This is a genomic window from Aggregatilinea sp. (assembly GCF_036822615.1).
GTDB lineage: Bacteria > Chloroflexota > Anaerolineae > Aggregatilineales > Aggregatilineaceae > Aggregatilinea.
The window spans coordinates 92,147-117,997 of record NZ_DAISHJ010000005.1; the positions used below are offsets into that span (position 1 = coordinate 92,147).

Annotated in this window: 20 protein-coding genes and 1 pseudogene; 5 read left to right on the top strand and 16 right to left on the bottom strand. The window is 63.4% G+C overall.

What is annotated here, in order from left to right:
* The first annotated feature begins 22 nt into the window (after positions 1-22).
* A complete protein-coding gene (locus tag V7116_RS03330) occupies positions 23-1,375 on the top strand; it encodes a right-handed parallel beta-helix repeat-containing protein (RefSeq protein ID WP_324390410.1) in 1,353 nt (450 codons plus the stop codon).
* Between the two features lie 120 nt (positions 1,376-1,495).
* Here the strand turns inward: V7116_RS03330 and V7116_RS03335 are convergent, their stop codons facing one another.
* The 8 genes and pseudogenes from V7116_RS03335 to V7116_RS03375 form a co-directional block, all read right to left on the bottom strand.
* Positions 1,496-3,823 (bottom strand): glycoside hydrolase family 65 protein, encoded by a 2,328-nt coding sequence (locus V7116_RS03335; protein ID WP_324390412.1) that lies wholly within the window; start codon positions 3,821-3,823, stop codon positions 1,496-1,498.
* A gap of 227 nt (positions 3,824-4,050) precedes the next feature.
* Complete coding sequence (mnhG, locus tag V7116_RS03340) at positions 4,051-4,446, bottom strand: monovalent cation/H(+) antiporter subunit G (RefSeq protein WP_324390455.1); 396 nt, start codon at positions 4,444-4,446, stop codon at positions 4,051-4,053.
* Between the two features lie 10 nt (positions 4,447-4,456).
* Entirely contained in the window at positions 4,457-4,726 is a 270-nt protein-coding gene (locus V7116_RS03345; RefSeq protein WP_324390414.1) for a monovalent cation/H+ antiporter complex subunit F, read from the bottom strand.
* The gene (locus V7116_RS03350) at positions 4,723-5,196 is read right to left on the bottom strand and encodes a Na+/H+ antiporter subunit E (protein ID WP_324390416.1); all 474 of its coding nucleotides are present in this window, start codon (positions 5,194-5,196) and stop codon (positions 4,723-4,725) included. The genes V7116_RS03345 and V7116_RS03350 overlap by 4 nt, the downstream gene beginning before the upstream one ends.
* A 5-nt stretch (positions 5,197-5,201) precedes the next feature.
* A pseudogene (locus tag V7116_RS03355) lies at positions 5,202-6,700 on the bottom strand (Na+/H+ antiporter subunit D).
* A gap of 9 nt (positions 6,701-6,709) precedes the next feature.
* Positions 6,710-7,057 (bottom strand): Na+/H+ antiporter subunit C, encoded by a 348-nt coding sequence (locus V7116_RS03365; protein ID WP_324390422.1) that lies wholly within the window; start codon positions 7,055-7,057, stop codon positions 6,710-6,712.
* Between the two features lie 2 nt (positions 7,058-7,059).
* The gene (locus V7116_RS03370) at positions 7,060-7,479 is read right to left on the bottom strand and encodes a Na+/H+ antiporter subunit B (protein ID WP_324390424.1); all 420 of its coding nucleotides are present in this window, start codon (positions 7,477-7,479) and stop codon (positions 7,060-7,062) included.
* Positions 7,479-9,833 (bottom strand): putative monovalent cation/H+ antiporter subunit A, encoded by a 2,355-nt coding sequence (locus V7116_RS03375; RefSeq protein ID WP_324390426.1) that lies wholly within the window; start codon positions 9,831-9,833, stop codon positions 7,479-7,481. Before V7116_RS03375 ends, V7116_RS03370 begins: the two co-directional genes overlap by 1 nt.
* A 524-nt stretch (positions 9,834-10,357) precedes the next feature.
* Here V7116_RS03375 and V7116_RS03380 point away from each other — a divergent pair.
* Complete coding sequence (locus V7116_RS03380; protein ID WP_324390428.1) at positions 10,358-11,869, top strand: ammonium transporter; 1,512 nt, start codon at positions 10,358-10,360, stop codon at positions 11,867-11,869.
* 163 nt (positions 11,870-12,032) lie between these two features.
* On the top strand, positions 12,033-13,376 hold the full coding sequence (locus tag V7116_RS03385) for an ammonium transporter (RefSeq protein ID WP_324390430.1): 1,344 nt from the start codon (positions 12,033-12,035) through the stop codon (positions 13,374-13,376).
* A gap of 128 nt (positions 13,377-13,504) precedes the next feature.
* Here V7116_RS03385 and yicI read toward each other — a convergent pair whose 3' ends face one another.
* From yicI to V7116_RS03425, 8 genes are all read right to left on the bottom strand, one after another.
* A complete protein-coding gene (gene yicI, locus V7116_RS03390; RefSeq protein ID WP_324390432.1) occupies positions 13,505-15,535 on the bottom strand; it encodes an alpha-xylosidase in 2,031 nt (676 codons plus the stop codon).
* A 101-nt stretch (positions 15,536-15,636) separates the two neighbouring features.
* On the bottom strand, positions 15,637-16,509 hold the full coding sequence (locus V7116_RS03395) for a carbohydrate ABC transporter permease (protein ID WP_324390434.1): 873 nt from the start codon (positions 16,507-16,509) through the stop codon (positions 15,637-15,639).
* A gap of 1 nt (position 16,510) precedes the next feature.
* Positions 16,511-17,413, bottom strand: coding sequence for a carbohydrate ABC transporter permease (locus V7116_RS03400; protein WP_324390436.1), 903 nt, complete (start codon positions 17,411-17,413; stop codon positions 16,511-16,513).
* A gap of 93 nt (positions 17,414-17,506) precedes the next feature.
* Positions 17,507-18,802: an ABC transporter substrate-binding protein gene (locus tag V7116_RS03405; protein ID WP_324390438.1), complete on the bottom strand. Its 1,296-nt coding sequence runs from the start codon at positions 18,800-18,802 to the stop codon at positions 17,507-17,509.
* 95 nt (positions 18,803-18,897) lie between these two features.
* Positions 18,898-19,959, bottom strand: coding sequence for a LacI family DNA-binding transcriptional regulator (locus V7116_RS03410; protein WP_324390440.1), 1,062 nt, complete (start codon positions 19,957-19,959; stop codon positions 18,898-18,900).
* Positions 19,960-20,400: 441 nt separating this feature from the next.
* Positions 20,401-21,168 carry a 2-dehydro-3-deoxy-D-gluconate 5-dehydrogenase KduD gene (gene kduD, locus V7116_RS03415; protein WP_324390442.1) on the bottom strand — a complete coding sequence of 256 codons (768 nt, stop codon included), beginning with the start codon at positions 21,166-21,168 and terminating at the stop codon, positions 20,401-20,403.
* A gap of 19 nt (positions 21,169-21,187) precedes the next feature.
* Entirely contained in the window at positions 21,188-22,021 is an 834-nt protein-coding gene (gene kduI / locus V7116_RS03420; RefSeq protein ID WP_324390444.1) for a 5-dehydro-4-deoxy-D-glucuronate isomerase, read from the bottom strand.
* 25 nt (positions 22,022-22,046) lie between these two features.
* Entirely contained in the window at positions 22,047-23,504 is a 1,458-nt protein-coding gene (locus tag V7116_RS03425; RefSeq protein WP_324390446.1) for a tagaturonate epimerase family protein, read from the bottom strand.
* Between the two features lie 356 nt (positions 23,505-23,860).
* On the opposite strand from V7116_RS03425, the gene V7116_RS03430 reads away from it, so the two are divergent.
* Positions 23,861-24,865, top strand: a complete 1,005-nt coding sequence (locus tag V7116_RS03430) for a LacI family DNA-binding transcriptional regulator (protein WP_324390448.1) — start codon at positions 23,861-23,863, stop codon at positions 24,863-24,865.
* Between the two features lie 316 nt (positions 24,866-25,181).
* On the top strand, positions 25,182-25,851 hold a 670-nt coding region (locus tag V7116_RS03435; protein WP_324390450.1), incomplete at its 3' end, for a carbamoyl-phosphate synthase domain-containing protein.

Genomic DNA, 25,851 nt, shown 5'->3' on the forward strand with positions numbered 1-25,851 from the left:
GCTGCGAATAGGAGCAGATACAATGAGTCAAGAGCTTGTAACGCCCACCGACGGCATGGTCATCACGCAGGATACGCGCTTTGCGCCGGGCGTGTACCCGCTGCCCAACGGCATCACCATCGGCGCGGACGGCGTCACGGTCGAAGGCGAGGGCGCGATGATGGTCAGCGGGACGCGCACGGGCGTCGGCGTAACGCTGGACGGTCGCCGCGACGTGACGCTGCGCGGCCTGTCGATCTCCGGCTACTACAACGGCGTCCGCGCCGATCACTGCCGGAACGTCACGGTCGAAGCCGTGCGCGTGCGCGAAACGGCGGAGGTAGATGGCATCACCACGTTTTTGTACCTGTGGACGCCGGTCGAAGACGCCTACGGCGGCGCGATCCTGTTCCACGACGTGCAGGGCGGGGCCGTGCGCGGCTGCGACCTGCAGCACCAGATGAACGGCATCATGCTCTACGACTGCGGCGGCCTCACGGTCGAGCGCAACAACGCCTCGTTCAACAGCGGTTGGGGCGTGTATCTCTCCGCGTCGAGCGACAACGTGATCCAGGACAACCAGCTCGACTTCTGCAACCGCGTGTTTCGCCGCCCGGACGGGACCGTGCGTGTTGAGGCGGACTCCGCCGGGATCGTGCTGGTGTACAGCTCGTCGCGCAACCAGTTCCTGCGCAACAGCTGCCTGTGCGGCGGCGACGGCATCTTCGTCGCGGGCTACGATCACAAGGGCCACCAGGGGCCGTGCAACGACAACCTGTTCGAGGACAACGACTGCCGCCTCAGCCCCAACAACGCGATCGAATCTACCTTTTCGCGCGGCAACATCTTCCGCCGCAACGATTGCAGCCGCTCCAACTTCGGCATGTGGATGGGCTACTCGTGGGATAACGTGATCGAGGACAACACCATCGAGTTCAGCCGTTGGGCGGGCATCGCCATCGAGCACGGCTTTAACTTCACCATCCGCAACAACCGCATCCGGCTCAACAATGAGGGCATCCGCCTGTGGACGCGCGGCGGCGGCGTGCTGCCCTACTGGCCGGGGCACGAGGTGTGTTACGCCTTCGCCATCGAGGATAATCTGTTCGAGTCCAACCGCACGGCGTTCCACGGTTACACGGGCGAGGAGGCGGAGGGCGTGCAGTGCCGCGACTTCACGCTGCGCGGCAACACGATCCGCGACAACCGGATCGGCGTGCGCTTCGCGGAGGTGCACGGCTGCGCGGTGGAGGGCAACACCTTCGACGCAAACCTGGACGTCGCTGTGCTGCTCGAAGACGATCCCGGCGTGACGGTGGGCGACAACACGTACACGGCCAACGGCGAGGACGTGCGCCGCGCCGCGCGCAAGCACGATTTCCAGAAAAACCTGTAGGGTACCGTAATTCGTAGGGGCGTATCGCAATAGCCCCTACAGATCCCGTAGATTGTGCCTATCTCCCCTCTCCAATCCGATTGGAGAGGGGCCGGGGGTGAGGTGCTCTGTGTCCCGCGATTATCCCTGCGTCGCGGGCGTGAACTCCGTCTCGTCCAGGATCAGCGGCTCGCCCGCGCGCAGGATCTGCCGCCCGGCAGGCGTGATCACCGGGATGGGGCCGTCCGCCGTGCTCAGCGTGATGCGCCCGCCTTCCACCACGACGTAGACGCGCTGCCCGTGCCAGACCAGCTTGAACGCCACGCGCGTCCACTGCTCCGGCAGGCGCGGCGCGCCCAGGAAGCGCACGCCGTCTTCATCGAGCGCGGCCTGGCAGAAGCCGTGCACCACCGCGATCCACGCACCGCCCATCGCTGCCGTATGCACTCCCAGGTTCCAATGCGGCCCGCTGCCTTCCAGGTCGAGCATGGCCGTCTGCATGAAGTAGCGGTGCGCCCATTCCGTGCGCCCGATATCCGCCGCCACCAGCGCATACGCCATCGGGCTGAGGCTCGAATCGTGCGCGGTGCGCGGCTCGTAATACTCCCAGTTGGCGCGTTTGACCGCCTGCGAATAGCGCTCGCGCAGCAAATAGAGCAGCAGCACGACATCCGCCTGTTTGATCGCCTGCGTGCTCTGGAACGGTCCCAGCGGCCCGCCGGGGTGCCGGTCGGGGTGATCCAGCCGGGCGCGCACCACGTCCGGCGGCGCGTCCTCCAGCCGGAAATAGCCGTCGAACTGCTCGATCAGCCCTGTCGCCGGGTCCGGTTCGGGCACGTAGAGCCGCGTGGCGATGTCCTGCCAGCGCGCCATCTCCACCTCGCTCAAGTCGAGATCTGCGCGCATCCGTGCCGCGCTTTCGGGATCGGCTTCTTCGGCGCGGTCGAGCAGGTCGAGCGCGAGATCGAGGCTGGCCTGCGCGGTGGCGTTGGTGTAGGCGTCGTCGTCCACGCGCTCGTGATACTCGTCCGGCCCCAGCACCGTCAGCAAATGGTAGCGGCCCTGCGCATCCTTGTTCATGCGCGAGGCGAAGAAGCGCGCCACTTCGCACACGATCGGCAGCCCGTCCGCCAGCAGAAAGTCGAGATCGCCCGTCGCGTCCACATACGCGCGCACGGCGTAGGCGATGTCGGCGGAAATGTGGATCTGCTCGTCCGCGAAGTAGCTGCGCGTCTTTTCGCCCGTGAACGGATCGTCGAAGACGTACAACGCGCACGTCTCGTCGCCCGTTTCCTGGCTCTGCCACGCATAATACGCGCCCGCGTACCCCAACCCGCGCGCCTTGCGCCGCGCGCCGTCTAGCGTATACGTGCGGTAGACGAGGCTGCGCCGCGCGTACCCCGGCTGCGTGGCGGTGAAGAACGGCAGCACGTACATCTCGTAATCCCAGAAGATCGATCCCCAATAATCCTGCCCTTGCAGCCCGCGTGCGGAGATGCTCACTCGTTCGTCGTGGGGCGCGTTCGCCAGCAGGTGGAACAGGCAGAAGCGCAGCGCCGCCTGCGCCTCACCGTCCCCCTCGATCACCACGTCCGAATCGGCCCACAGCGCCGCCCAGCGATCCGCGTGCGTCTCGCGGACCGCCTCGTAGCCTGCTGCCCGCGCCTCGTCCAGTTCCGCCCGGCAGTGCGCGTCGAGATCGCCGGACGTGAAGCGGCTGTCGTACACTGCGACGAACTTGTCCAGCGTCACCGGTTGATCCGCACGCAGGGTGAATCGGTAGGCCGCGGCGCACTGGGAGCCGGCCGTTTCCCCGGTCAGCGATCCGCCGTCCATGCCATGCTGGGTGTGCGCCGCCATCACCACGACCTCATAGACCGGCTCGATGGTTAGCGCGCGCGCCAGCAGGTCGGCGTTGTGCGCCTCCACTTCGACCGCGCGGAAGTGCCCCTCAGCGAAGCGGTTGGATACGCCCGCATCGATCTTGGAATCGAGTGTCACGGCGCAGTCGCCGCTGGCGCTCAGCGTCCACCGGATCGCCCCCAGGTGCAGCCGGTCCATGCTCACCAGCCGCTCGCTGTGCAGCGTCACACCAATTCCGCTCGCGGTCTGCCACGCGATCTCCTGCAGCAGCAGGCCCCGGCGCATATCCAGCGTGCGCGTATAGTGCGCCGCGTTCGCCAGATCCAGCGTTTCGCCGTCCACGCTCAGTGTCATCGGCGTCCACGCGGGCAGGTTGATGATTTCGCGCTTCAGAACGTCGCCGTCGGGCGTGTCGTAAATGCCGTTGATGTGATGCCCGACGATGCCGGGCACGTCCAGCGCGGCCCATTCGGGCGCGCCGCGCGAACTCATGTAGCCGTTCGCCAGCGCGAACACCGTCGCCTTGCGCACCTCGTCGCCGGGCGTGTACGGCGCGGTGTCGATCAGGGTGAAGCCGTCATCCGTAAAGGTATAGATCGGGGGCATGGGACCTCAAAACCTGGGTGGCAAAAGGATGTCTGATCGCGGCGACAGGTGCACCGCCACGTCCGCCGATCATAGCGCGGCGAACGCAGATAGCAAGATGCTAAGAGGCCGGGAAGGGCGGTCGTACGGCTAAAATTGGTCTAGATCTCCGGGGGCGGAAACGAGGGGGACACAGGCGCAAAAAAGGCGGGTCTCAGGCCCGCCCCGTTGTTTGCACGCGGATGGCTCTACTTTGACGGTGAATGCTCCGCGCCGTCGTCCGGCGCGAAACGACCGGGCCGCTGTTTGAACGCATAACTCTTGAACTGGTCGGTGTGCGTCTTGGACCACAGCGTCACGTCGCGGTCGAGGTACCCCGCCCGCCCGATCATGTGCGCCGAGACGGGCGACGTGATCAGCATGAAGATGATGATCGCAAACGCTTTGGCGATCGCCGCGCTCTCGTCGAAGTGAATCATGCAGGCGATCATCAGCGAGCCGATGCCGATCGTGCCCGCTTTGGTCGTCATCGACATGCGCAGGAACAGGTCCGGCATCCGCAAGATACCCAGCCCCGCGATCAGGCAGAACACCGTGCCGATCAGCAGGAACAGGTAGGTCAGCACGTCTCGAAGGATCGGCATCCAGTCCACGTCAGGTTTTCCTCACTTCGATGTAATACGCGAACGCGATGGTTCCCAGGAACGAGGTCAGCGCCACGACCGCGACCACGTCCAGCAGCACCGCTTCGTCGGTGACGATGGCGAACAGCGCGATGATGCTGATCGTCAGCGCGGAGACGAGGTCCATCGCCACCACGCGGTCGGCCAGACTCGGCCCGATCAGCAGGCGGTAGAACGCCATGACGAGGCCCGCGACCAGCGCGGTAAACGTGACCATCACCAGCAGGTTATCGAGCGTCATTCGAATAACTCCTGCACGCGCTTTTCGAACCCCTGTTTGATCGAGCGCTGGAATTCCTCCACGTCGTCCACGTACATGCCGTGTACGTATAGCGTCTTTTTGTCCTCGGAAATCTCCAGCGAGAGCGTGCCCGGCGTCAGCGTGATCAGGTTCGCCAGGATCGTGATCTCCAGGTCTCGTTTCAGGTCCAGCGGCACGGCGACGATCGCCGGGCGCATGTACAGCCTGGGCGTGATAACCTCGTACGCCACGTGCAGGTTGGCGATCAGCAGCTCCCACAGGAAGTACAGCACGAAGTAGATCGCCTGCCACACCTTTTTGACGTACGACCCGCTGCCGACGGCGTCGCGCAGCAGGACCAGCAGGAAAAACGCCAGCCCCAGGCCGAAGAAAAAATTGGTCTCGTTGAACGTCCCGGTCAGGAAGGTCCAGGTGAGCGCCAGGGCGATGTTGAGCAGCAGAAATTTCATCGCGGTTAACTCCCCAGCACGGCGGCGAGATAGTCGGACGGATCGAGAAGCTGCTCGGCGGCGCGCTGCACCAGGTGGAAGACTGGCTCGGCAGCGATCCCCAGCGCAACGGTGATCAGCGCCAGCGTGATGACCGGCACGAGCATGAACCAGATCGAGCGCGGATCGCCGTCCGGCGCGCTGTCGGGTTCGGCCCCTTCCGGCTGCTCCTTGAGGAACGCCTCGTTCCAGATCTTGATCATGGAATACAGCGTCCACAGGCTGACGAACAGCGCTGCCGCCACGATCAGGTAATCCTTCGCTTCCAGCCCGGCCCGCACCAGCATGAACTTGCCCCAAAAGCCGGAAAGCGGTGGCAGCCCGGCCAGCGACAGCGCCGGAACCAGGAACAACATGCCCAGCGCGGGCTGCGTCCGGTAGAGGCCGCCCAGTTTCTTGAGGTCGTAGGTGCGTTTCAGCCGGTTGACCACGCCGCTGATCAGGAACAGGTTCGTCTTGGCGACGATGTTGTGCACCATGAAATAGATCGCCCCGGCCAGCGCCAGCGACGAGAACAGCCCCAGCCCCATCAGCATGTAGCCGATCTGGCTGACGATGTGGAACGCCAGCAGGCTGCGCAGGTCGTACTGCGCCACCGCGCCGAACACGCCCGTGATCATTGTCAGCGCGGCGACGACCAGGATAAGCTGGTGTACGCCGTCCATGCCCTGCACGAAGATCAGCGTGAAGACACGGATCAGCGCGTACACGCCCACCTTCGTCAGCAGCGCGGCGAAGATGGCCGAGACGGAGATCGGCGGGGTGTGGTACGACACCGGCAGCCAGAAGAACAGCGGGAAGATCGCCGCCTTGATGCCGAACGCGACCAGCATCATCATCGCCAGCGCCAGCACGATGCCCTGCTGTTCGACCAGCGGGGTCTGCTGGTGCAGGTCGGCCATGTTCAGCGTGCCGGTGATCGCATAGAGCATGCCCGCCGCCAGCAGGAAGATGGTCGAGGAGAGCAGGTTGATCGTCACGTACTGAATCGAGCTGGCGAGCTGCGCGCTTTCGCCGCCGAGCGCCAGCAGCACGAACGAGCTGATCAGCAGCACCTCGAACCACACGTACAGGTTGAAGATGTCGCCGGTCAAAAACGCGCCGCAGACGCCCATCAGCATGATGCTGAACAGCGGGTAATAGCCGAAGCGCTCGCGCGGATGGTCCATGCTGCTCAGTGAGTAGAGGATCACCAGGAAGCCCATCAGCCCGGTGATCAGCACCATGATTGCGCTGAACAGGTCCGCCACCAGCGTGATGCCGAACGGCGCGGCCAGCCGCCCATCTGCGTCGCCTGGATGCCGTCTTCGGAGATGGTGAGCAGCAGCACGATGCCGGTGACCAGCAGCGCGCCCATGCCCACCAGCGTGATCCGCTGCTGCCACGCGACGTGGTTCCACAGCAGCAGGCCGAGGATCGCGGTGCCGAAGGGAATGACGATTGGGAGTACGAGTAGAAGGTCCATGGCCGTCGCTTATGCCTGCTGCGTGCTGAGCACGTCAAAATCGTCCACGTGGGTGATGCGGTGCGCGCGTTTGATCAGCACGATGGCGAACGCCTGCACGCCGAAGCCGATCACGATCGCGGTCAAAATGAGCGCCTGCGGCAGCGGATCGCTGTACGGCTGCGTGAGCGTATCCGCGCTATGCTCGATCAGCGGCGGCGCGTTGCGCGTCAGGCGGCCCACCACGAAGATCACGAGGTTCGAGGCGTGCCCCAGCAGCGACAGGCCCAGGATCAGCTTGAACAGGCTGCGCCGTAAGATCATGTATACGCCAGCGCCATACAGGACGCCGATGACGATGGCCAGGACGATTTCCACGGCTATGCCTCCTGTTCCTCTTCCATCAAAGAGAAGATGACGAGCAGCACCACGCCGATCACGACCGTATACACGCCCGTGTCGAACAGCAGCGGCGTGCTCAGCTTGCCCACGCCCGGATATTCCGTTTCGCCCCACTGCGAGACGAGGAATCCGCCGTCCAGCACCAGCCCCAACAGGCCGCTGACCAGCGCCATCGCCAATCCCGTGCCGATCAGCACGCGCGGATCGACCCGCACCGTGCGCCGCGCCGATTCCACGCCGTTGGCGATCGCGTAGATGGAGAACGCCGATGCCGCGATCAGCCCGCCGACGAAGCCGCCGCCGGGCTGCTGGTGGCCGCCCAGCAGCAGGTAAATCGAAAACATCAACTGGAGCGGGACCAGATACCGAATAGCTGTTTGGAGAATCAGCGACCGCATTAGCGCCCCCGTTCCTCTTCTTCCATAGGCTCCGGCAGGCGTTCCTCGCCGGGCTTGGGTTTGTTCAGGTTCAAGCGCAGCAGCGCGAAGACGCCGATCGCTGCGACCGATAGCACCGTGATCTCGCCCATCGTGTCGAAGCCGCGGAAGTCCACCAGGATCACGTTCACCACGTTATGCCCGTGCGCGGCGAGGTAGCTCATCCTGGCGAAGTACGGCGACAGCCGCGACTCCATCGGCACGGTCAGCACGACCAACGTCAGCACCGTCATCGTCACGCCGACCACTACCGCCAGCACGGCATCCATGCGTCGCGCGGACGTGCTCGAAAGCTGCTTGAGCTTGGGTAGGCGGTAGATGACCACCACGAACAGGATCACCGTCAGCGTTTCGATGGCGAACTGCGTCATGGCGAGGTCCGGCGCGCCGTACAGGATATAAATCAGCGTGACGCCGTAGCCGACCACGCCCAACGTGGCTGCTGCCGAGAGCCGCTTGTTGAGCTGCGTGACGGTCAGCGCGGCAGCGATGATCACGCCCGCGATGATCAGCTCGTAGATGCGCACGCCGGAGCTGTGCAGCAGGTTGTCGAACTCGATTTGTGTGGCGAAGACGTAGCCCAGCGCCGCCACCAGCGTGATCATGATCACGCGGATGTACTGGCGCAGGTAGGCCGTCAGGATCACGCGGCTGCCCGCCGTGGCGGCGTCCACCGTGCCGTGAATCGCTTCGGAATATAGGCGGCTCGGCGCGATGGCGGCGCTTGCGCGGCCCAGCGGGGCGACCGCTCCGCGCAGCCGGGGCGCACCGACGTAGAGCGCCAGCCCGCCCAGGATCGTGACGCCGCTGAGCGCCAGCATCGTCGTGAAGCCGTGCCACAGCGCCAGATGCAGATGCACCTCCTCGCCGTGCACCGCCTCCACCATGCGTTCCAGCACCGGCTCGTAGGCCGTCAGCGCCACGCCGATCGCCAGTCCGAGCGCGCCCAGGATCAGCGGCGCGGCCCACATCGTCACAGAGACCTCATGCGGCGCGTGAGGCGATTTCAGCTTGCCCCAGAACGGGCGGATCGCGGCCAACCCCGCCGCCGTGACGTTGAACAGGTTGCCCACCAGCGCGACCGCCGTCATCAGCGCGATCCAGCCGTCAGTGTCGTGCAGATGCAGCGTGCCCTCGTAGATCAGTTCCTTTGCCGTGAAGCCGAGCAGGGGCGGCAGTCCGGCCATCGAGAGCGCCGCCAGCGCCGCCGCTGCCGCTGTCATGGGCATGGCGCGCCGCAGCCCGCCGAGGTCGCCGATCTCGCGCGTGCCCGTGCCGTGATCGACGCTGCCCGCCACCATGAACAGCGCGCCCTTATACAGCGCGTGCACCAGCAGGAACATCAGCGCGGCGGTGATCGTTTCTTCCGTGCCCAGCCCCAGCAAAAACGTCATGATGCCCAGCGCGCTGACCGTGCTGTAGGCCAGAATCTGCTTGAGATCCGTCTTCTGCCACGCGAGCCAACCGCCCAGCAGCATCGTCGCCGCGCCCGCCGCCGTGACCAGGACGTGCCATTCGTCCGTGCCGCCCAACGCCGGGTACAGCCGCGCCATCAAATAGATGCCCGCGTTGACCATCGTCGCGCTGTGCAGGTAGGCCGAAACGGGCGCGGGAGCTTCCATCGCCCCAGGCAGCCAGAAATGGAACGGGAACTGTGCGGACTTGGTGAACGCGCCCAGCAGGATCAGCACCAGCGCGGCGGTATACCGGCTGTCGGCCTGAATCGCGCCGCTCCGCCCGACCATCTCAGAGATCTCCCACGTGCCCGCGCTCAACGAGAGCAGAACCAGCCCGGCCAGCATGAACAGGCCCCCGGCGCTGGTGACGATGAGCGCCTGGCGGGCCGCTTCGCGCGCGGCGGCTTTTTCGCTGTAGAAGCCGATGAGCACGTACGACGTGAAGCTGGTGAGTTCCCAGAAGATGAACAGCAGGATGATGCTATCGGCCAGCACGACGCCCAGCATCGACGCCATGAACAGCGTGATGACCGTGTAGAAGCGCCCGGTGTACGGGTGGCCGTGCAGGTACGCGCCGCCGTACAGAAACACCAGCGTGCCGATGCCGGTGATGATCAGCGCGAAGACCAGCCCCAGCCCGTCTGTGCGGAAGGTCAGGTTGACGTCCAGGCTGGGAACCCAGTCGATCGCTGCCGTGACGATCTCCCCATCAGCGATCCGGCCCAGCAGACTGGCGAAATAGATAAATAACGAGAGGGGAAGCAGCGCGACGATCCAGCCTGTTTTTTCGCGTGCGAGCCGGTAGAGCAGGGGAACTGCGGGCGCAGCCGCAAACCCAGAGATGACAGCCAGCGACATGGTTTAGCCAACTCCTTCTTACTTTGCAGCAGCGCCGTGCCAGAACATTCCGGCTGCCGGATAGCCGCATACCTTCCACCCGTGCCGCGATTGGAAGGATCACTCAAACCGCTGTGTGTGCCGCGACCTGTTGGAGTGCCATCGGGGCTGCGGGTCCGGTGCAGGCTGATGGCGGTTGTGGTGACCGGTCTTCCGCACGGGCCGCGTGGCCCGAAATTACCGATCTTTTATCGTGCGCTGTTAGACGCTCCATTGTAGGTAGGTCGCTCAGGCTCTACATCATTGTTTTTCCTAGAAATATTATATTTATTTTTAGGCATGTTGCCCAGCATATGAATTGGTTTAACGAAATTTATTCTGGCAGTTGAAATGGTAATTCAATGTTAAAGATTTATTTTATTCCAATTTTTGTGCATGTTGCCTTAAATACGCCGTTGCAACTTCGTCCAAGCCAACCATTTTGGGTGACACAAATATCTCTTATTCTAGGGCACAGTGCACTTCGCCCATAAGGAGGAACGGACATGGTTTCGCTGCGGAACATGAGGGAACGTCTGCACGCGCACCACTTTCTGGAACGCTTGGTCATCAGGACGCTGGCAATTTTTGCCCTATATGTTCTGGTGACCTCCATCATGCCAACGACTGCGTTTGGCCAAGGGCCGGATGTCCCTGACGCTACCATCCCGGTGAACACTGTTTGGACCCTGGTCGCCGCTTTCCTGGTCTTCTTTATGCAGGCGGGCTTTCTGGCCCTCGAAGCTGGCGTGTGCCGTCCGCGTGAGACGGTCAACCTCCTGCTGGAAGACTTCATCGACGTTGCACTGACTGGCCTGGTCTTTTATCTGTTCGGATTCGCCTTCATGTTTGGTGAGGGCGGCAAGTTCATCGGTACGACGGGCTTTGCTCTCACCGGCCTGGGGGGGTGGGATCAAACCTACGTAAGCGCAGGATACGATTTTGGTGTGCCCCTTGGCGCCTTTTGGCTCTTCCAGTTCGCGTTTGCTTCGACCGCTGCGACCATTGCTTCCGGCGCGATGATCGGGCGGACCGGTTTCTGGGCAAACCTGGCCTACACCACCCTGGTGAGCGGCCTCATTTATCCGATTGTCGGCCATTGGCTCTGGCATCCGCAGGGCTGGCTGGCGACACGCGGCGCGCTTGACTTCGCGGGCAGCACGGTTGTGCACACCGTGGGCGGCTGTGTCGCTATCGCAGGGGTGATCGTGCTCGGGCCGCGCCTGGGCCGCAAGTTCGCCAAAGACGGTGGCGGGCCTATGCCCTACCACAACTACCCTCTGATCACGCTGGGCACGTTGATCCTGTGGTTTGGCTGGTTCGGCTTCAACCCGGGCAGCACGCTTAGCGGCATGAATACCTCAGCGATTTCGCTGATCGCGTTCAACACGAATCTCGCTGCCTGCACGGGGGCGCTGGCCGCCATGTTCCTGGCCTGGGCACAGACCAAAAAGTGGGATCTGGCCTATACGTGCAACGGCGCGCTGGCAGGGCTGGTTGCCATCACCGCACCCTGCGCGTTCGTTTCGCCCGCTTCCTCGGCGATCATCGGTCTTGTTGCGGGCGTCATTGTCGTACTGGTCATCCAGGCCGAGGAGCGGCTGGGCCTTGATGACGTTGTGACGGCTTTCCCGGTGCACGGCGCAAACGGCATTTGGGGCACCCTGGCAATTGGGCTTTTTGCCGAAAAAGGCTACCAGTTTACGCTGGCTCCCGAGTCGCAGGTTGACGGTCTGTTGTTCGGCGGGGGTCTCAGCCAGCTCGGTGATCAGCTTGTCGCCAGTGCGTCAGGTGTGATCTTTGTCTTCGGCATCTTTATGGCCTTCTTCCTGCTTCTGAAGGCTGTCGGAGTGCTCCGCGTTCCGGCGGCAGTCGAGATCGAAGGGGTGGATCTGGTTTTGCACGGGGTTCCGGCGTACGGTGGCATGCTCGTTGATTCCAACGACGGCACGCCCACCAGCATGGCGGAAAGCCCCGGCCCGCTAAAGGTTGGTCCCGCCGCATCGGGGGCTGATTGACATTAGAGGTGATACCCTAGCACAGATTGGCGAACACCTGACTCGGGGGATTGCAGGGCGGGACTTGCGCCGTCGCGTAGAGGGCGCAGGCCCTGCCTTACAACCAGGGGGGACCGCCGGGCTGTGTTAGAGCAAGCTGACAAGCCAATCTAAGGAGAGTACGATGAAATACCGCAGAATCCTGAGAACGTTGCTCGTCTTTGTGATCGCTATGACCGCCGCGAATGCCTTCGTGAAAGTCACCTTTGCTCAGGGAGATGATGGTCTTGAAGAGCTGACGCGCAATCTTGATACGGTCTGGCTGCTTATCACAGCGTTCCTGGTGTTCTGGATGCAGGCTGGATTCGCACTCGTCGAGGCCGGTTTTACTCGCAGCAAGAACATCACGAATATCCTGATGAAGAACCTGTTTGACTTCGTCATCGGGACCCTGGCCTTCTGGGCCGTCGGTTTCTCGCTCATGTTCGGTGGTTCGGGCAGCTTCGTTGGCGGCAGCGAATGGTGGTTCCTGAGCGATATTCCCGATATTTATCCGGGTCTGACCGTACCGTTCTACGCGTTCTTCTTCTTCCAGCTCGTCTTCGCCGCAACTGCCGCCACGATCGTGTCGGGCGCGATGGCCGAGCGCACGGAATTCAAGGGCTATCTGATCTACAGCGCGGTGATTTCGCTGGTTATTTATCCGATTGTCGGTCACTGGATCTGGGGCGGCGGTTGGCTCGCCACCCGTGACACGGCTTTCCACGACTTCGCAGGCTCCACGGTCGTGCACTCGACGGGCGGCTGGCTGGCGCTGATGGGTGCGATTACGCTTGGTCCGCGCCTCGGTCGCTTCGGCAAAGACGCCAAGCCGATGCCTGGTCACAGCATGACCATGGCAACGCTTGGTACGTTTATCCTGTGGTTGGGCTGGTTCGGGTTCAACCCCGGCAGCCAGCTCAATGCGGATGCGGCCAGCATCTCGCTGGTGACGGTCAACACCAACACCGCTGCGGCGGCAGGCGCGCTGACGGCGCTGCTGATCGGCTGGTTCCTGCAGGGCAAAGCTCAGCTTGGTTGGGGCCTGAACGGTGCGCTGGCGGGTCTGGTCGGTATCACCGCCCCCTGCGCGGTCGTGACGCCGTTTGAGTCGATCATCATCGGCGCGGTGGCGGCGGTCGTGATGTACGCGGTCGTGGTCGGCCTTGAGAAGATCGGCATCGACGATCCGGTGGGCGCGGTCGGCGTGCACGCTGGCGGCGGTGTCTGGGGCACGCTGGCGGTGGGTCTGTTCGCCAACACCGAATCGGTCTCCGGCCTGTTCCACGGCGGTGGCGCGGATCAGCTCATCACGCAGATCATCGGCATCGCAGCCGTCGCGGTCTTCGTCGTCATCTGCGGCGTGATCCTGTTCAACGCGCTGAAGGCGATCAAGTGGCTGCGCGTCAGCAAAGAAGGCGAGCTGATGGGCCTGGACCTGCACGAGCACGGGATGCAGGCATATCCCGAATTCGTGAGCGGCGACTAATTCGCTCCTTCGAGGCCCCCGGTCTTGACCGGGGACTCTCTTTCACAGCCTGAAAACGCCGAGGGCGGTGATCGCAATCACCGCCCTCGTGTTTTGTCGTTATCCGGTACGCCCCATGGGCGATCCGCTTATTTCTTGTTCAGGCACGCCCACCCGCTGCCGCGTTCGGTGTTGACCCACAGCGGCAGGCTGAGGTAATCGTACGTCTCCGTGCGCCAGCCCGGACCCTGCGCGATCTCGCCCGTCAGCAGGTGACGCCACTCGCCCGCGGGCAGGTAGTAGGTGACTTCCCCGCTCGGCTTGAAGACCGGCGCGACCAGCAGCGCCGGGCCGAGCATGTACTGTGTGTCCAGCGGACGGCAGGTGAGGTCGTCGGGGAATTCGAGCACCATCGCGCGCATCATTGGCCAGCCGTGCTCGTGCGCTTCCCGCGCCACGTCGAGCAGGTAGGGTATGATCTCGTTCTTGCGGTGGTTGAAGAAGCGCAGCACGTCGATGGAGTTGTCTCCGAACAGCCACGGCATACGCGCGCTGTCGCTGCCGTGCAGGCGGCTGTGCGACGAGAACAGCCCGAACGCCACCCAGCGGTTGTAGAGGTCCGCCGTAGCGGTGCTGGTGAAGCCGCTGATGTCGTGGCTCCAGTAACCGAAGCCCGACAGGCCCAGCGACAGCCCGCCGCGCAGCGTTTCGGCCATGGAGGGATACGTCGCCAGATTGTCGCCGCCCCAGTGCACGGGGAACTTCTGGTTGCCGCACGTCGCGGACCGCGCGAACACCACCGCCTGATCTTCGCCCTTCACCCGCTGAAGCAGGTCGAAGACGGTCTGGTTGTACAGGTACGTGTAGTAATTGTGCATCCGCTCGGGGTCCGAGCCGTCGAAGTAGGCCACATCGGTGGGGATACGCTCGCCAAAGTCGGTCTTGAATGCGTCCACGCCCATGTCGAGCAGCGCTTCGAGCTTGCTCGCGTACCACGCGCACGCGTCGGGATTGGTGAAGTCCACAAACCCGATGCCGGGCTGCCACTGATCGACCTGGCACACGCTGCCGTCCGGCGCGTGCAGCAGGTAGCCCGCCGCCATGCCTTCGTCGAATAGCGGCGACGCTTCCGCGATGTAAGGGTTGATCCACAGGCAGATCTTGATGCCCTTCGCCTTGAGGCGCGCAAGCATCCCGGCGGGATCGGGGAAGTTGCGCTCGTCCCACAAAAAGCTGCACCACGTCAGCTCGCGCATCCAGAAACAGTCGAAGTGGAAGACGCGGATCGGGATATCCAGTTCTTCCATGCGCTCGATGTTGTTCAGAATGTCCTGTTCGTTGTAGTTGGTGGTGAACGACGTGGACAGCCACAGCCCGAACGACCATTCCGGCAGCGTCGCCGGGCGTCCGCTCAGGGCGGTGTACTGGTCCAGCGCATCTTTGATCGTCGGCCCGCCGAACAGGTAATAGTCCAGGCTGTGCCCTTCGACGCTGAACTGCGTGCGCTCCACGTGGTGCGACGCGACCTCGAACGACACGAGGCCGGGGTTGTTCACCAGCACGCCGTAGCCCTGGCTGGTGACGTAAAACGGCACGTTTTTGTACGCGTATTCCGACGTTGTGCCGCCATCCGCGTTCCAGATATCGACGACCTGCCCGTTTTTGACGAACGGCCCGAAGTGCTCGCCCAGGCCGTACACCGTCTCGCCCACCTGCAAGCTGAGCTGCTCGCGGATGTACGTCTTGTCGTTCTGGCTAAACAGGCCCGCCGCCTTCAGCTCGCTGGCGGTCATCGGCTGGCCGCCGCGCAAAAAGTTTAGCTGCCACTCGCCGCTGGTCGGCACTTCGACCGACAGATCGCCGCTGCGCAGCCATGCGTGTGTCTCGTCGCGCCCGATCTCCGCCGCTTCGTTCGCCAGTGAATAATCCAGATCGAACACGGGCAGCTTCGGGCGCTGGCCCTTGAAGTGCGTGTACTGCACGCGGATCACGTTTGGCAGCGGCGAGGTGAAGCGCACGGTGATGATCGCCCCATCCAGAAAGTCGCTGCGGGTTTCGACCTTACGATAGTAGGTAGTCACGGTTAGCGCGCCGGGCTCCGTTTGCACATCGGCGACACTCACCGGATAAATGGCTTTTGTACCGGGCAGCAGCCGCCAGTACCCCTCGTCAAACTTCATTCACCGATTCTCCTTCATAACACGAGTTATAACCGGCCAGCGCGCCATCTTGCGGACCGCCGGAACATTGTAGCAGGTTCTCGCCGTTTTACGCGGCGTTGTTACTTGATGCTGCCCGCCGTGACGCCGCGTGTCAGCGTGCGCTGGAACAGCAGGAAAAACACGATGCATGGCAGCAGGCCGAGCAGCGCGGACGCGCTCGACGTGGTGGCGTCCATGTTGAACTGCCCCTGGAGCACGGCGATCGCCAGCGGCACCGTCTGGTTCGAGGTCGAAACCAGCAGGATCATCGGCAGGAAGAATTCGTTCCAGGTCCAGATGAAGAAGAACACGAACAGCACCTGGAGCGTGGGCATGCTGATCGGCGCGACGATGCGGAACAGCAGCTGCACCTTGTTGCAGCCGTCGATCAGCGCCGCTTCCAGGATCTCGCGCGGGAAGGTCGTCAGCACCGAGGTCAGCAGGTACGTGCCGAACGCGCTTTGAATCACTGTCATGACCAGGATCACCGAGATCCGGTTGTTGTAGATGCCGAAGTACTTGGCGAAGTAGTACAGCGGGTAGGCCAGCGCCTCCTGAGGCAGCGTGTTCGCCATCAGGAAGAAGACCAGGAACGCCACCCGCCCGCGCACGCGGCCCACGCCCAGCGCGAACGCGTTCAGCAGCGACAGCACGATCCCCATCACCGCCACGGAGACGGCGATCACCGTGCTGTTATAGAGCTTGTTGGTGAAGTCTACGCGGTTCCAGAAATCGACGATGCCCTGCGTGTAGAGGCCGCCCGGCAAACTGAGTGGGCCGCTGTTCGCGTATTCGACCGGCGTCTTGAAGGCGTTGATGATCACGATGGCGAACGGGAACAGCATGACCACCATCAGCGCCAGCAGGAAGACCAGCGCCAGGATTTTGCCCAGCGGGAACTGCGACGGACGCCGTACGGCGGTCCTGGGGAGATCAGAACTGATCGACGTCATGTTAGATCGCCTCCTTCAGTTCCTGCCGCGACTGCGCGCTGATGAACAGCACCGTCAGCAGAATAATGATTGCGGTCATGATGGTTGAGATAGTCGCGCCATAGCCCACGTTGGCCTTCTCGAAGAAGTTCTGGTAGGCGAAGTACGACGGCACGATCGTTGCCCGGCCCGGGCCGCCGCGCGTCAGTACGAAGATCTGCGCGAAGATCTTCAGCGAGTGGATCAGCGTCATCAACACGACGACGAAAATTTCGGGCCGGATCTGGTGGATGGTGATCTTGGTGAACTTCTGCATCCAGTTCGCGCCGTCCACCGAGGCGGCCTCGTAAATGTCGGGATCGACGCGCTGCAGCGCCGCCATGAAGATCACCAGCGGATAGCCTAACTGGAACCACACCATGATCCCCATCACGGAATACATCGCCGTGTCGGCGCTGCCCAGCCAGTTGCGCCCCTCCAAACCGATCCCGGTCAGAATCCAGTTGAGCACGCCCCATTTGGGCTGGAGAATCCAGCGCCACACCACGCCCGCGATCGCTACGGGCAAGATCTGCGGCAGGTAATACGTGGCGCGGAAGAAGCTGGCGACGCCCTTGCCCAGCTTGTTAGCGACATAATCGTACAAGAAGGCAGACAGCAGCAGCCCGGCGATGGTCGGAATGATCGTCATGGCGACGATGACATACAGGTTGTTCTTGAACGACGCCCAGAACGTCTCGTCGTGCATCGCCTTGTCGTAGTTATCCAGCCCGATCCAGGTGGGCGAAGTGATGCCGTTCCACTTGGTGAAGCTGATGCCGACGTTCATCATGAACGGCAAAATGATGATGAGCAGCAGCGCCAGCGCACCTGGAACCAGGAACGGCCAGTAGCCCTTCGTAAGCGGTGATCCCTTGGATGTCATGACCGTGGTCCTTGTGAAGGCGGTGCTCCCAGTGCCCTGAGAGCACCGCCTTTAAATATTAGATCGTGCGAAGATGGAACGGTGCGGACCGTCTTAGCCGAGGTCGAGCGAATCGCGGTATTCGAAGTACGGATCGGCGATGAAGTCGAGCATCTCGTCCGGCGACATCGTACCGGCGATCAGTTCCTGCACGCCGGAGACCAGCACGTCGTAGTAACCGGGCGCGGGCCAGTCCGGGTAGAAGGCGATGCCGTCATCAGCGATGATCGTGTTGAAGTTGGCGATCAGTTCCTGGATCTTGGGATCTTCGATCTGTTCCAGGTCGGCGTTGATCGGGATGCCGCCTTCGTTGCCGAGGATCGACTGGATCTCGGGCGAGAGCGTGATGTCGATGAAGTCGTAGGCCAGGTCTTTGTTCTTGGCGTTGGTCGGGACGATCCAGATGTTGCCGCCCGAACCGGCGTTCAGCGCGTTGCCGGGGAACAGGAACGTGCTCCACTCGAAGCTCGTGATTTCTTCCATGAAGCGGCCATACCACCAGCTGCCGGAGATCATCATCGGGAAGTCGCCGTTTTCAAACGAGACGCCCATATCTTCCGCCGGAAGACCGGTCGCGTCTTCGCTGATGTAGCCCTTGCTCACCCAGTCGGCCATCTTTTCCGCGCCGAAGGTGAAGGCCGCGTCGTGGAAGTCCACGTCGCCCTGGTAGAGCTGGTAAGCGTTCACCCAGTCACGGTCGGCCTGGCTCAAAACCAGTTCGTAGAAGATCTGCTGCGCGGGATATTCGGTCGCGCCGACGGCCAGCGGGGTGATGCCCGCGTCCACGAACGTCTGCATCGCGGCTTCGAACTCATCGAGGGTGGTGGGAACTTCCACGCCGTTCGCTGCGAACATGTCCTGGTTGTAGTAGACCATGACGTATTCGCCGTAGTTGGTCACGCCGTACCAGGGGCCGGAGCCCATGATGCCGTTTTCGTAGCGGCTGGTGGTTTGCAGGCTCGGGCTGAGGATCTGGTCCCACCCGCGCTCAACGGCCACGTCGGTCAGGTCGGTCAGCAGGCCCTGCTGCGACAGGAAACCGGCGGTGGCGTTGCCCTTGTTGTATTCCATCACGTCCGGCGCTTCGTCGGAGTTGAGGATCATCGGGGCCGTCTGGCGGATTTCTTCAAAGCCGCGGCTCTCGAACTCAACCTTGACGTCCGGGTGGGTTTCTTCGAACTTCGCAATCGCGGCGTCCCAGGCCTTGCCCATCGCGCCGGTAGGGGATTCATAGTGCCACAGCTTGAGGGTGCGCTGGTCCTGCGCCTGGGCCGTGGATGAAACCTGCGGCGCGACGACCATGATCACTGCCGCGGCGACCAGAAGTAAGCTCAGCATTTTCTTGCGCATGTCAAGTCTCCTTGATTAGAGAGAGGATCACTAATTACCTAAAACAACTTACTGACCTGCGGTACTCGATAGCCCTCCTTTCGCTGAGCATGTCATCAGCGTATGCGTGGTGTCCTTTCTCGGGATGAGTTGGTTCTTTGGCGGGCAGGGATCGTCGGGCTTGGCCCGGTGCTGCTCCGCACGACCAGACGGCACGGGATCAGGGCCTGAGGATCGGCCTCGGTCCGGCCTTCGAGTTGGTGAATGAGAAGTTCAACGCCCCGGCGGCCCATGTCGGTCGTCATGGGTTCCAGCGCCGTCAGCGGCGGGATGATCATCTCGGCCATGCCTGCCGCCGAAACGACCACGACCAGCGAGAAATCGTCCGGCACGGACCATCCCCGCTCGGCGATGGCCTGCAAGATGCCTGGTACGGCGCGCTCGTTCATGCTGATGATGGCGGTCAGGTCCGGGTGCGCTTCGATCAGCGCGTTAAACGCGTCGTAACCCGCGTTCAGGCTGGTGCGGCACAACTGCGAGACGCCGTTCAGCTCGCGTTCCTGCGTGATCTGCTCGAACGCGGCCTGCGTGCGCACGACCGGGCCATAGCCCGCGCTGAACGCCGATTCGGACTGGTTCACGAACGCGATCGCGTGGTGCCCCAGCCCGGCCAGATGATCGATCGCATCCTGCATGGTCTGGTGGAAATCGATGTCCACGTAGCCCATGCCGTCCACGTCGTCGCAGCGCCCGATCATGCTGAACGGGAAACCCACTTCGCGCAGCATGGCGACGCGCTTATCGTGCCGGTGCACTTCCATCAGCACCACGCCATCGACCAGCCCCTGCTGCGTGAGCTGCGTCAACTCCGGCAGATCGTGCATGTCGTAGGCCCACAGCACGAGGCTGTACTGGTTTTCTTTGGCGGCGTTGGCCGCGCTGGTCACGAACTCGAACTCGGTGAAGCCCAGTCCGCGCTCTGAATTGGGGAACAGGAGGGCGATGATGCGGCTGCGTTTGCTCGCCAACCCGCGGGCCAGGGCGTGAGGCTTGTACCCAAGCTCGTCGATGGCTGCGAAGATGCGTTGGCGTGTTTCTTCAGAAATGGGGCGCGTTCCGTTGAGGGCATAGGACACGGTGCTTACGGCAACGCCAGCGCGTTTTGCGACGTCGGTCATGGTGGGCATGAGGAGCCTCGAAGACTGAAGACTAGTTGTGAATCGAAACGTATAGTCGAAACGCATAGTCGAAGCGTTTCGATAATATCGTGCCACAACTTGACCGCCCTTGTCAAGAGGGTTCGCCCAAACAGTTTCGAGCGGCCAGGTTTCAGTGGTCAGCCAACGCGAAAAGAAAAAGCCGGGGTCCTGAGCGATTTTGCCCTTCGTAGGGGCAGGGCTTGCTCCGCCCGTTTTCCCCTTCCCTCGTGCAAGCGAAGGAAAAAACAATACCCAGGGCGGGTTACAAACCCGCCCCTACAAAACCCTGCCGAGAACTTCCTATCTCCCCTCTCCAACTTGATTGGAGAGGGGCCGGGGGTGAGGTGTGTTTCCCCACAAAAAAACGCCCGCCGCCGTTCATCCGGCGCGGGCGTTTCATGGTCAAAACAGCGCTTACCGTCAGCGCGCCAGCCAGCCGCCGTCTACGGGCACGATGGCGCCATTCATGTACGCGCCCGCCTCCGAAGCCAGCAGGATCACGATGCCCTTCAGGTCGGCGGGCGTGCCCCACCGCCCCGCCGGGATGCGCCCCAGGATCGACTCGCTGCGAGCGGCGTCGGCTCGCAGGGGCGCGGTGTTGTCGGTCGCCATATAGCCCGGCGCGATGGCGTTCACGTTGATGTTGTATCCGGCCCACTCATTCGCCAGCGCGCGGGTCAGGCCCGCGATCCCGCTCTTGGACGCCGTGTAGGACGGCACCAGGATGCCGCCCTGGAATGACAGCATCGAGGCGACGTTGATCACCTTGCCGCCGCCCTGCTCGCGCATGACGCGCGCCGCCGCTTGCGTCAGGAAGAAGGCCGCGCGCAGGTTGATGTCCATCACCGCGTTCCAGTCTTCTTCGCTGAAGTCCATCGCCGGGGTGCGCCGGATGATGCCCGCGTTGTTGACCAGGATGTCCAGCCGTCCCAGCCCGTCCACGACCTGCTGCACGCAGCCGCGCAGATCAGCCGCCGACGCGGCCAGCAGGTCCACCGACAGGTTCAAGAAGTGGCGGCCCAGCGCCTCGACCAGCGCGCAGGTTTCGTCACAATCCGGCGTGCGGTCCAGCCCGGCGATGTCGGCTCCGGCCTCGGCCAGCGCGACGGCCATGCCCTGACCCAATCCGCGGCTGGCGCCTGTCACCAGCGCGACTTTTCCGTGTAGATCGAACAGTTCCAGCCCCATTAGATTCGTCTCTCGCTCTCTACAGCAGGCTGTCCATTGCCACGGGGTCCATGTCGGAGAAGGTCTGGTTTTCGCCCGCCATCGCCCAGATGAACGCGTAATTGCCCGTGCCCACGCCCGCATGGATCGACCAGCTTGGTGAGATCACGGCCTGCCGGTTGCGCACGACGAGGTGCCGCGTCTCCGACGGCTCGCCCATCAGGTGAAAGACCACATTGTTATCGGCAACGTCGAAATAGAAGTAGACCTCCATGCGCCGGACGTGCGTATGGGCGGGCATGGTGTTCCACATGTTGTTGGGTTCCAGCAGCGTGACGCCCATGACAAGCTGGCAGCTTTTTGCGCCGTCGGGATGGATGTACTTGTAGATCGTGCGCTCGTTGGAATGGCTGATGTCGCCCAGGTGCTGCGGCGTCGCATCGCTGATCGGGATGTGTGTGGTGGGGTAGCTCGCGTGCGCGGGCATGCTGCTCAGGTAAAAGTACGCGGGCTGCGCCGCGTCGTCGCTGGCGAAGCTGACCTCCTGCGCCCCTTTGCCCACATACAGCCCGTCCAGGCGCTGCATGGTGTAGCGCCGGCCGTCCACCGTCACCGACCCGGGACCGCCCACATTCACCACGCCCAGCTCGCGCCGCTCCAGGAAGTAGGCCGCGCCCAGTTCCTTCGGATCGCCCGCCAGCGTCAGCGCGCCGTTCGTGGGGCACGCGCCGCCCGTGATCACGCGGTCGATGTGGCTGTAGACCAGATTGATCGCGCCTTCGCTGAACAGGTTGTCAATCAGAAACTCGCTGCGGAGCTGGTCGGTCGTAAAGGTCCGCACGTGCTCCGGGTGGAAGGGATACCGAATTTCCATAACGTAAAGCTCCTTTTATGTGCGCTCAGTCTGCCGTGACAGACGTGGAAAACAGATCTAAGTGGCGGTCGAAGTGGCGCTTGAGCACCGCGTCATAGCGATCCTCGTGGGCGCGCAGCAGGGCGCGCAGCGCGTCGCCGTACTGGTCGAGCACGGACCCAAACGTGACGTGCAGCACCTGCCGCGCGTCGAACTGGTCCAACAGGCCGGGCAGCGCCCCGTCGCTCAGATCGGCGGTCGGGGGGACGCGCTCCAACTGCGCGGAGACGTGATAGGTGGCGCGGTCCGTCTCGTAGCGCGCGCGGGAAAAGTCGAGCACCTCGCGGAAGGCCGCCGGATCGATCTCCGCCCAGACGCGCAGCGCTTCCAGATAGCTCGTGCCCGCCGTTTTCAGGTGCACCGATCCGTGCGCGTGCCGCACCGCCAGCGGGTACACGCTGAACTTATCCGAGCCGGAATGCAGGCTGAGCTTATAGCCGCCGAAGACGTGCATCACGGCGGCGTGTCCGGCCAGATTGGCGTCCAGCGCGGCCAGATCGCCAATATAGTCTACACCCTTCTCGAACCGTCCGACGAAGCGCGGCGCGAGGCTGACCCACACGATCCCCAGGCGGCGCATCTCGGCGGCGATGTAGTAGTGCTCGTGGATGGTGCTGGGCGTGTCCGTCTCGTCGATCGACACTTCGAAGTCGAACGGCTTGCTGCCCATTTGCTTGCTCAGGTGCGCGGCCATACGCTTGACGTGCGCCACCGCCGCGCCGTATTTTGCCGCCGCCCGCAGCAGCGTTTCTTCGTCGAAGGTCAGCGCTTGCGTGCCCAGGTCGATCGTCCGGCTCATAAGGCGCGCTTCCAGGTCGGCCAGGGAGGTTTCAAGTTCCGCCCACGGCAGCGCCGCGACCTTCTCGCGCAGCACGGCGACCGGATCAGCGTTGGCCGCGTTGTCTACGTAGTCGCTCGGATCGACCGTGAAGAACGAGTAGCCCGCCTGCACGAACGGCGCGATGTCTTCCGGGCGCTTCAGGTGATCGGCGTCCGCGCCCCAATCCTCGCGCCAGCCCGCCTGGAACGCACCCCACATGGCGTCGTCGATCACTTCCTGCGGCGTGCGGCCCGTGCGGGCGTTTTCGCGCACGGACTGCTGCGCGAAGATCGGCGCAATGCCCGTGCCCGCGACGGCCTGGACGTGGCCCGGCGTGGCGAGTCCCAGGCGATCCCCGAAGCCCGCCGACGTACGCAGCCCCAGCGGAACCGGATTCAGCCACGGCAGCCGGGCGCGCAGCGCGGCGGCGTTAAACGGCGTCAGCGGAAAGAGCGTCACGCCTTCGCCCGCCGCCTGTCCGCCCTCGAAGCCGTTGGTCTCGCCTTGCACGGCGAGCCACTTCTGGCCGCTGGCCGGGTCGCGCACGAGGCTGTACGTGGTGCCGGGCTGCTCCACGACGGAAGCGGGATAAGCGGGCAGTCCGTGAAGGGTGTCGGGTGTCACGGTCGTTTACTCCTCTGATCGATACCACGATAACGGGAAAACAGCGGCATTACACAACAGGCGCAGCCTGGATCGCGGCAAAACCGGCAGGCGCGGGATGGAACGAACCGGCGTGGCGGCGGGGCACAGCACTGGAATGGTCGAGTCATCGTAAAATCTTTCGGTCGGGCGCTGCGCCTGCCGCCGGTCAACCCGGCAGAAGGAGAGGTTTGAACGCCGCCTGAGAATGAAGTATATTGATCGCGCGGATAACACCCGGCGCGCCATGTAAATTGCGCCGATGTTAGCGCTAACTCATTTATCAGTGTAGTCTGTTTTTGCCTGCTGTCAACCGCACTCACTGCCAGGGGATCGCCATGACCCGGCGTCGCACACGCATCACGCTAGACGACGTTGCCCGCGAGGCGGGCGTGTCCACAATGACCGTTTCGCGCGTCATCAACAATTCGGGCCGCATCAGCGACGCCACGCGCGAGCGCGTGCGCGAAGTGATCGCGCGGCTCGATTATCGCCCCAGCCGCGCCGCGCGGGCGCTGGTCACCAGCCGCACGATGATGATCGCCGCCGTCGTGCCGGACATCACTAACCCCTACTTTTCCGAGATCGTGCAGGGCATCGAGAGTGTCGCCTGGGAGCAGGGCTACAGCGTGCTGCTGGTCAACACCGACGAGACGCTCTCGCGCGAGCGGGCCGCGTTGGGCCAGCTCGAAGACTCGACCGTGGACGGCCTGATCGTGTGCAGTCCTCGCCTGCCCGACGACGAGCTGAATTCGCTGCTGGCGCGCCATCGTTTCGTCGTGACGACCAACCGCATTGTGCCCGAACATCTCGCCAGCGTGGTCATTGCCCACGACGATCTGCTCCAGCGCGCGCTGCGGGGCGTCGATCATCTGGTGGCGTCCGGCAGGCGGCGCATCGCGTATTTCCCGCTGCGGCGCACGCATGGCGTTGAACCGGCGGATTACCTCGCGGGGCTGGAGGCGCGCGGCCTGGAAGCGGATCCCGCATGGTGCGTCGTCTGTGCGCCCACCTGGGAGGCCGGATACGCCGCCGGGAAGGCTCTGCTCCTTGAGCACCCGGAACTCGACGCGGCGGTCGGCGGCAACGACCTAGTCGCGCTGGGTGTGATGCGCGCCGCGCTGGAACTGGGGCGGCGCATTCCCGACGATCTGGCTATCGTCGGTGGCGACGACATCCTGCTCGCCAGCCAGGTGACGCCCTCGCTGACCACGTTCCGCGTGCTCAAGGTAGAGACGGGCCAGATGGCGGCGCAGTTGCTGTTCAAACGCATGGCGGGCGACACGCGCTACCGCGAGCACCGCTTCACCGAGGAGTTCATCCGCCGCGACAGCGCGCCCTAGCGGGCTAGAAGCAGCAGTTAGCAGTTAGCCACAAGCGACAAGTCGCTCCCAGGTTTTCCGTAGAATGGGCTTGGTCCGCCCGCTGCCCGCCTACACGATCGCGCGAAATGCACCTCACCCCTGGCTCCTCTCCAATCCGATTGGAGAGGGGAAAAGGGGCCGGGGGTTAAGGGGTGAGGTGAGCCTGACCCTACGCCGGAGCTTTCTAACCGTTACCACCGATCGTCCGACTCCCTTTGGGTAAACTGACCGTTGTTTGGCTCCCGCAGAAATGGTAATCATTAACTCAGTGACGGCGATAACCGGACAAGGATGTATGGATACGTTCAACAGCGCACGGCTCGCTCTGGAAGATGGGAGCGTCTGGCCTGGGACCGCCTTCGGCGCGACCGGGACGCAGCCCGGCGAGGTGGTGTTCAACACCAGCCTCACCGGCTATCAAGAGATCCTCACCGACCCGAGTTATGCGGGGCAGATCGTCGTAATGACCGCCCCGCAAATCGGCAACACCGGCATCAATTTGGACGATCACGAAGCCCGCCAAGCCTTTTTGAGCGGGCTTGTTGTTCGTGATCTCAGTCCGCGCGTCTCCAACTGGCGATCCAGCGCGACCCTGCCGGACTGGTTGGCCGCGCAGGGGCGCATCGGCATCAGCGGCATCGACACGCGCGCGCTCACCCGCCGCCTGCGGTCGGGCGGCACGCTCAAGGGCATGATCAGCACCGACGCGGCGCTGTCGGACGCGGATCTCGTCGAGCAGGCGCGCCGCTGGCCGGGCCTGGACGGCGTCGATCTGGTGCAGGCCGTGTCCTGCGTGGAGCTGTACAACTGGACCGAGCCTGCCGATCCGCAGTGGGAGACGGCGCGCGTGGAGGCGGCTCCGGCGCGGTTCCACGTCGTCGCCTACGACTTCGGCATCAAGCAGAACATCCTGCGGCGGCTGGCGGCGGCAGGCTGCCGCGTGACGGTCGTGCCCGCGCTGACCC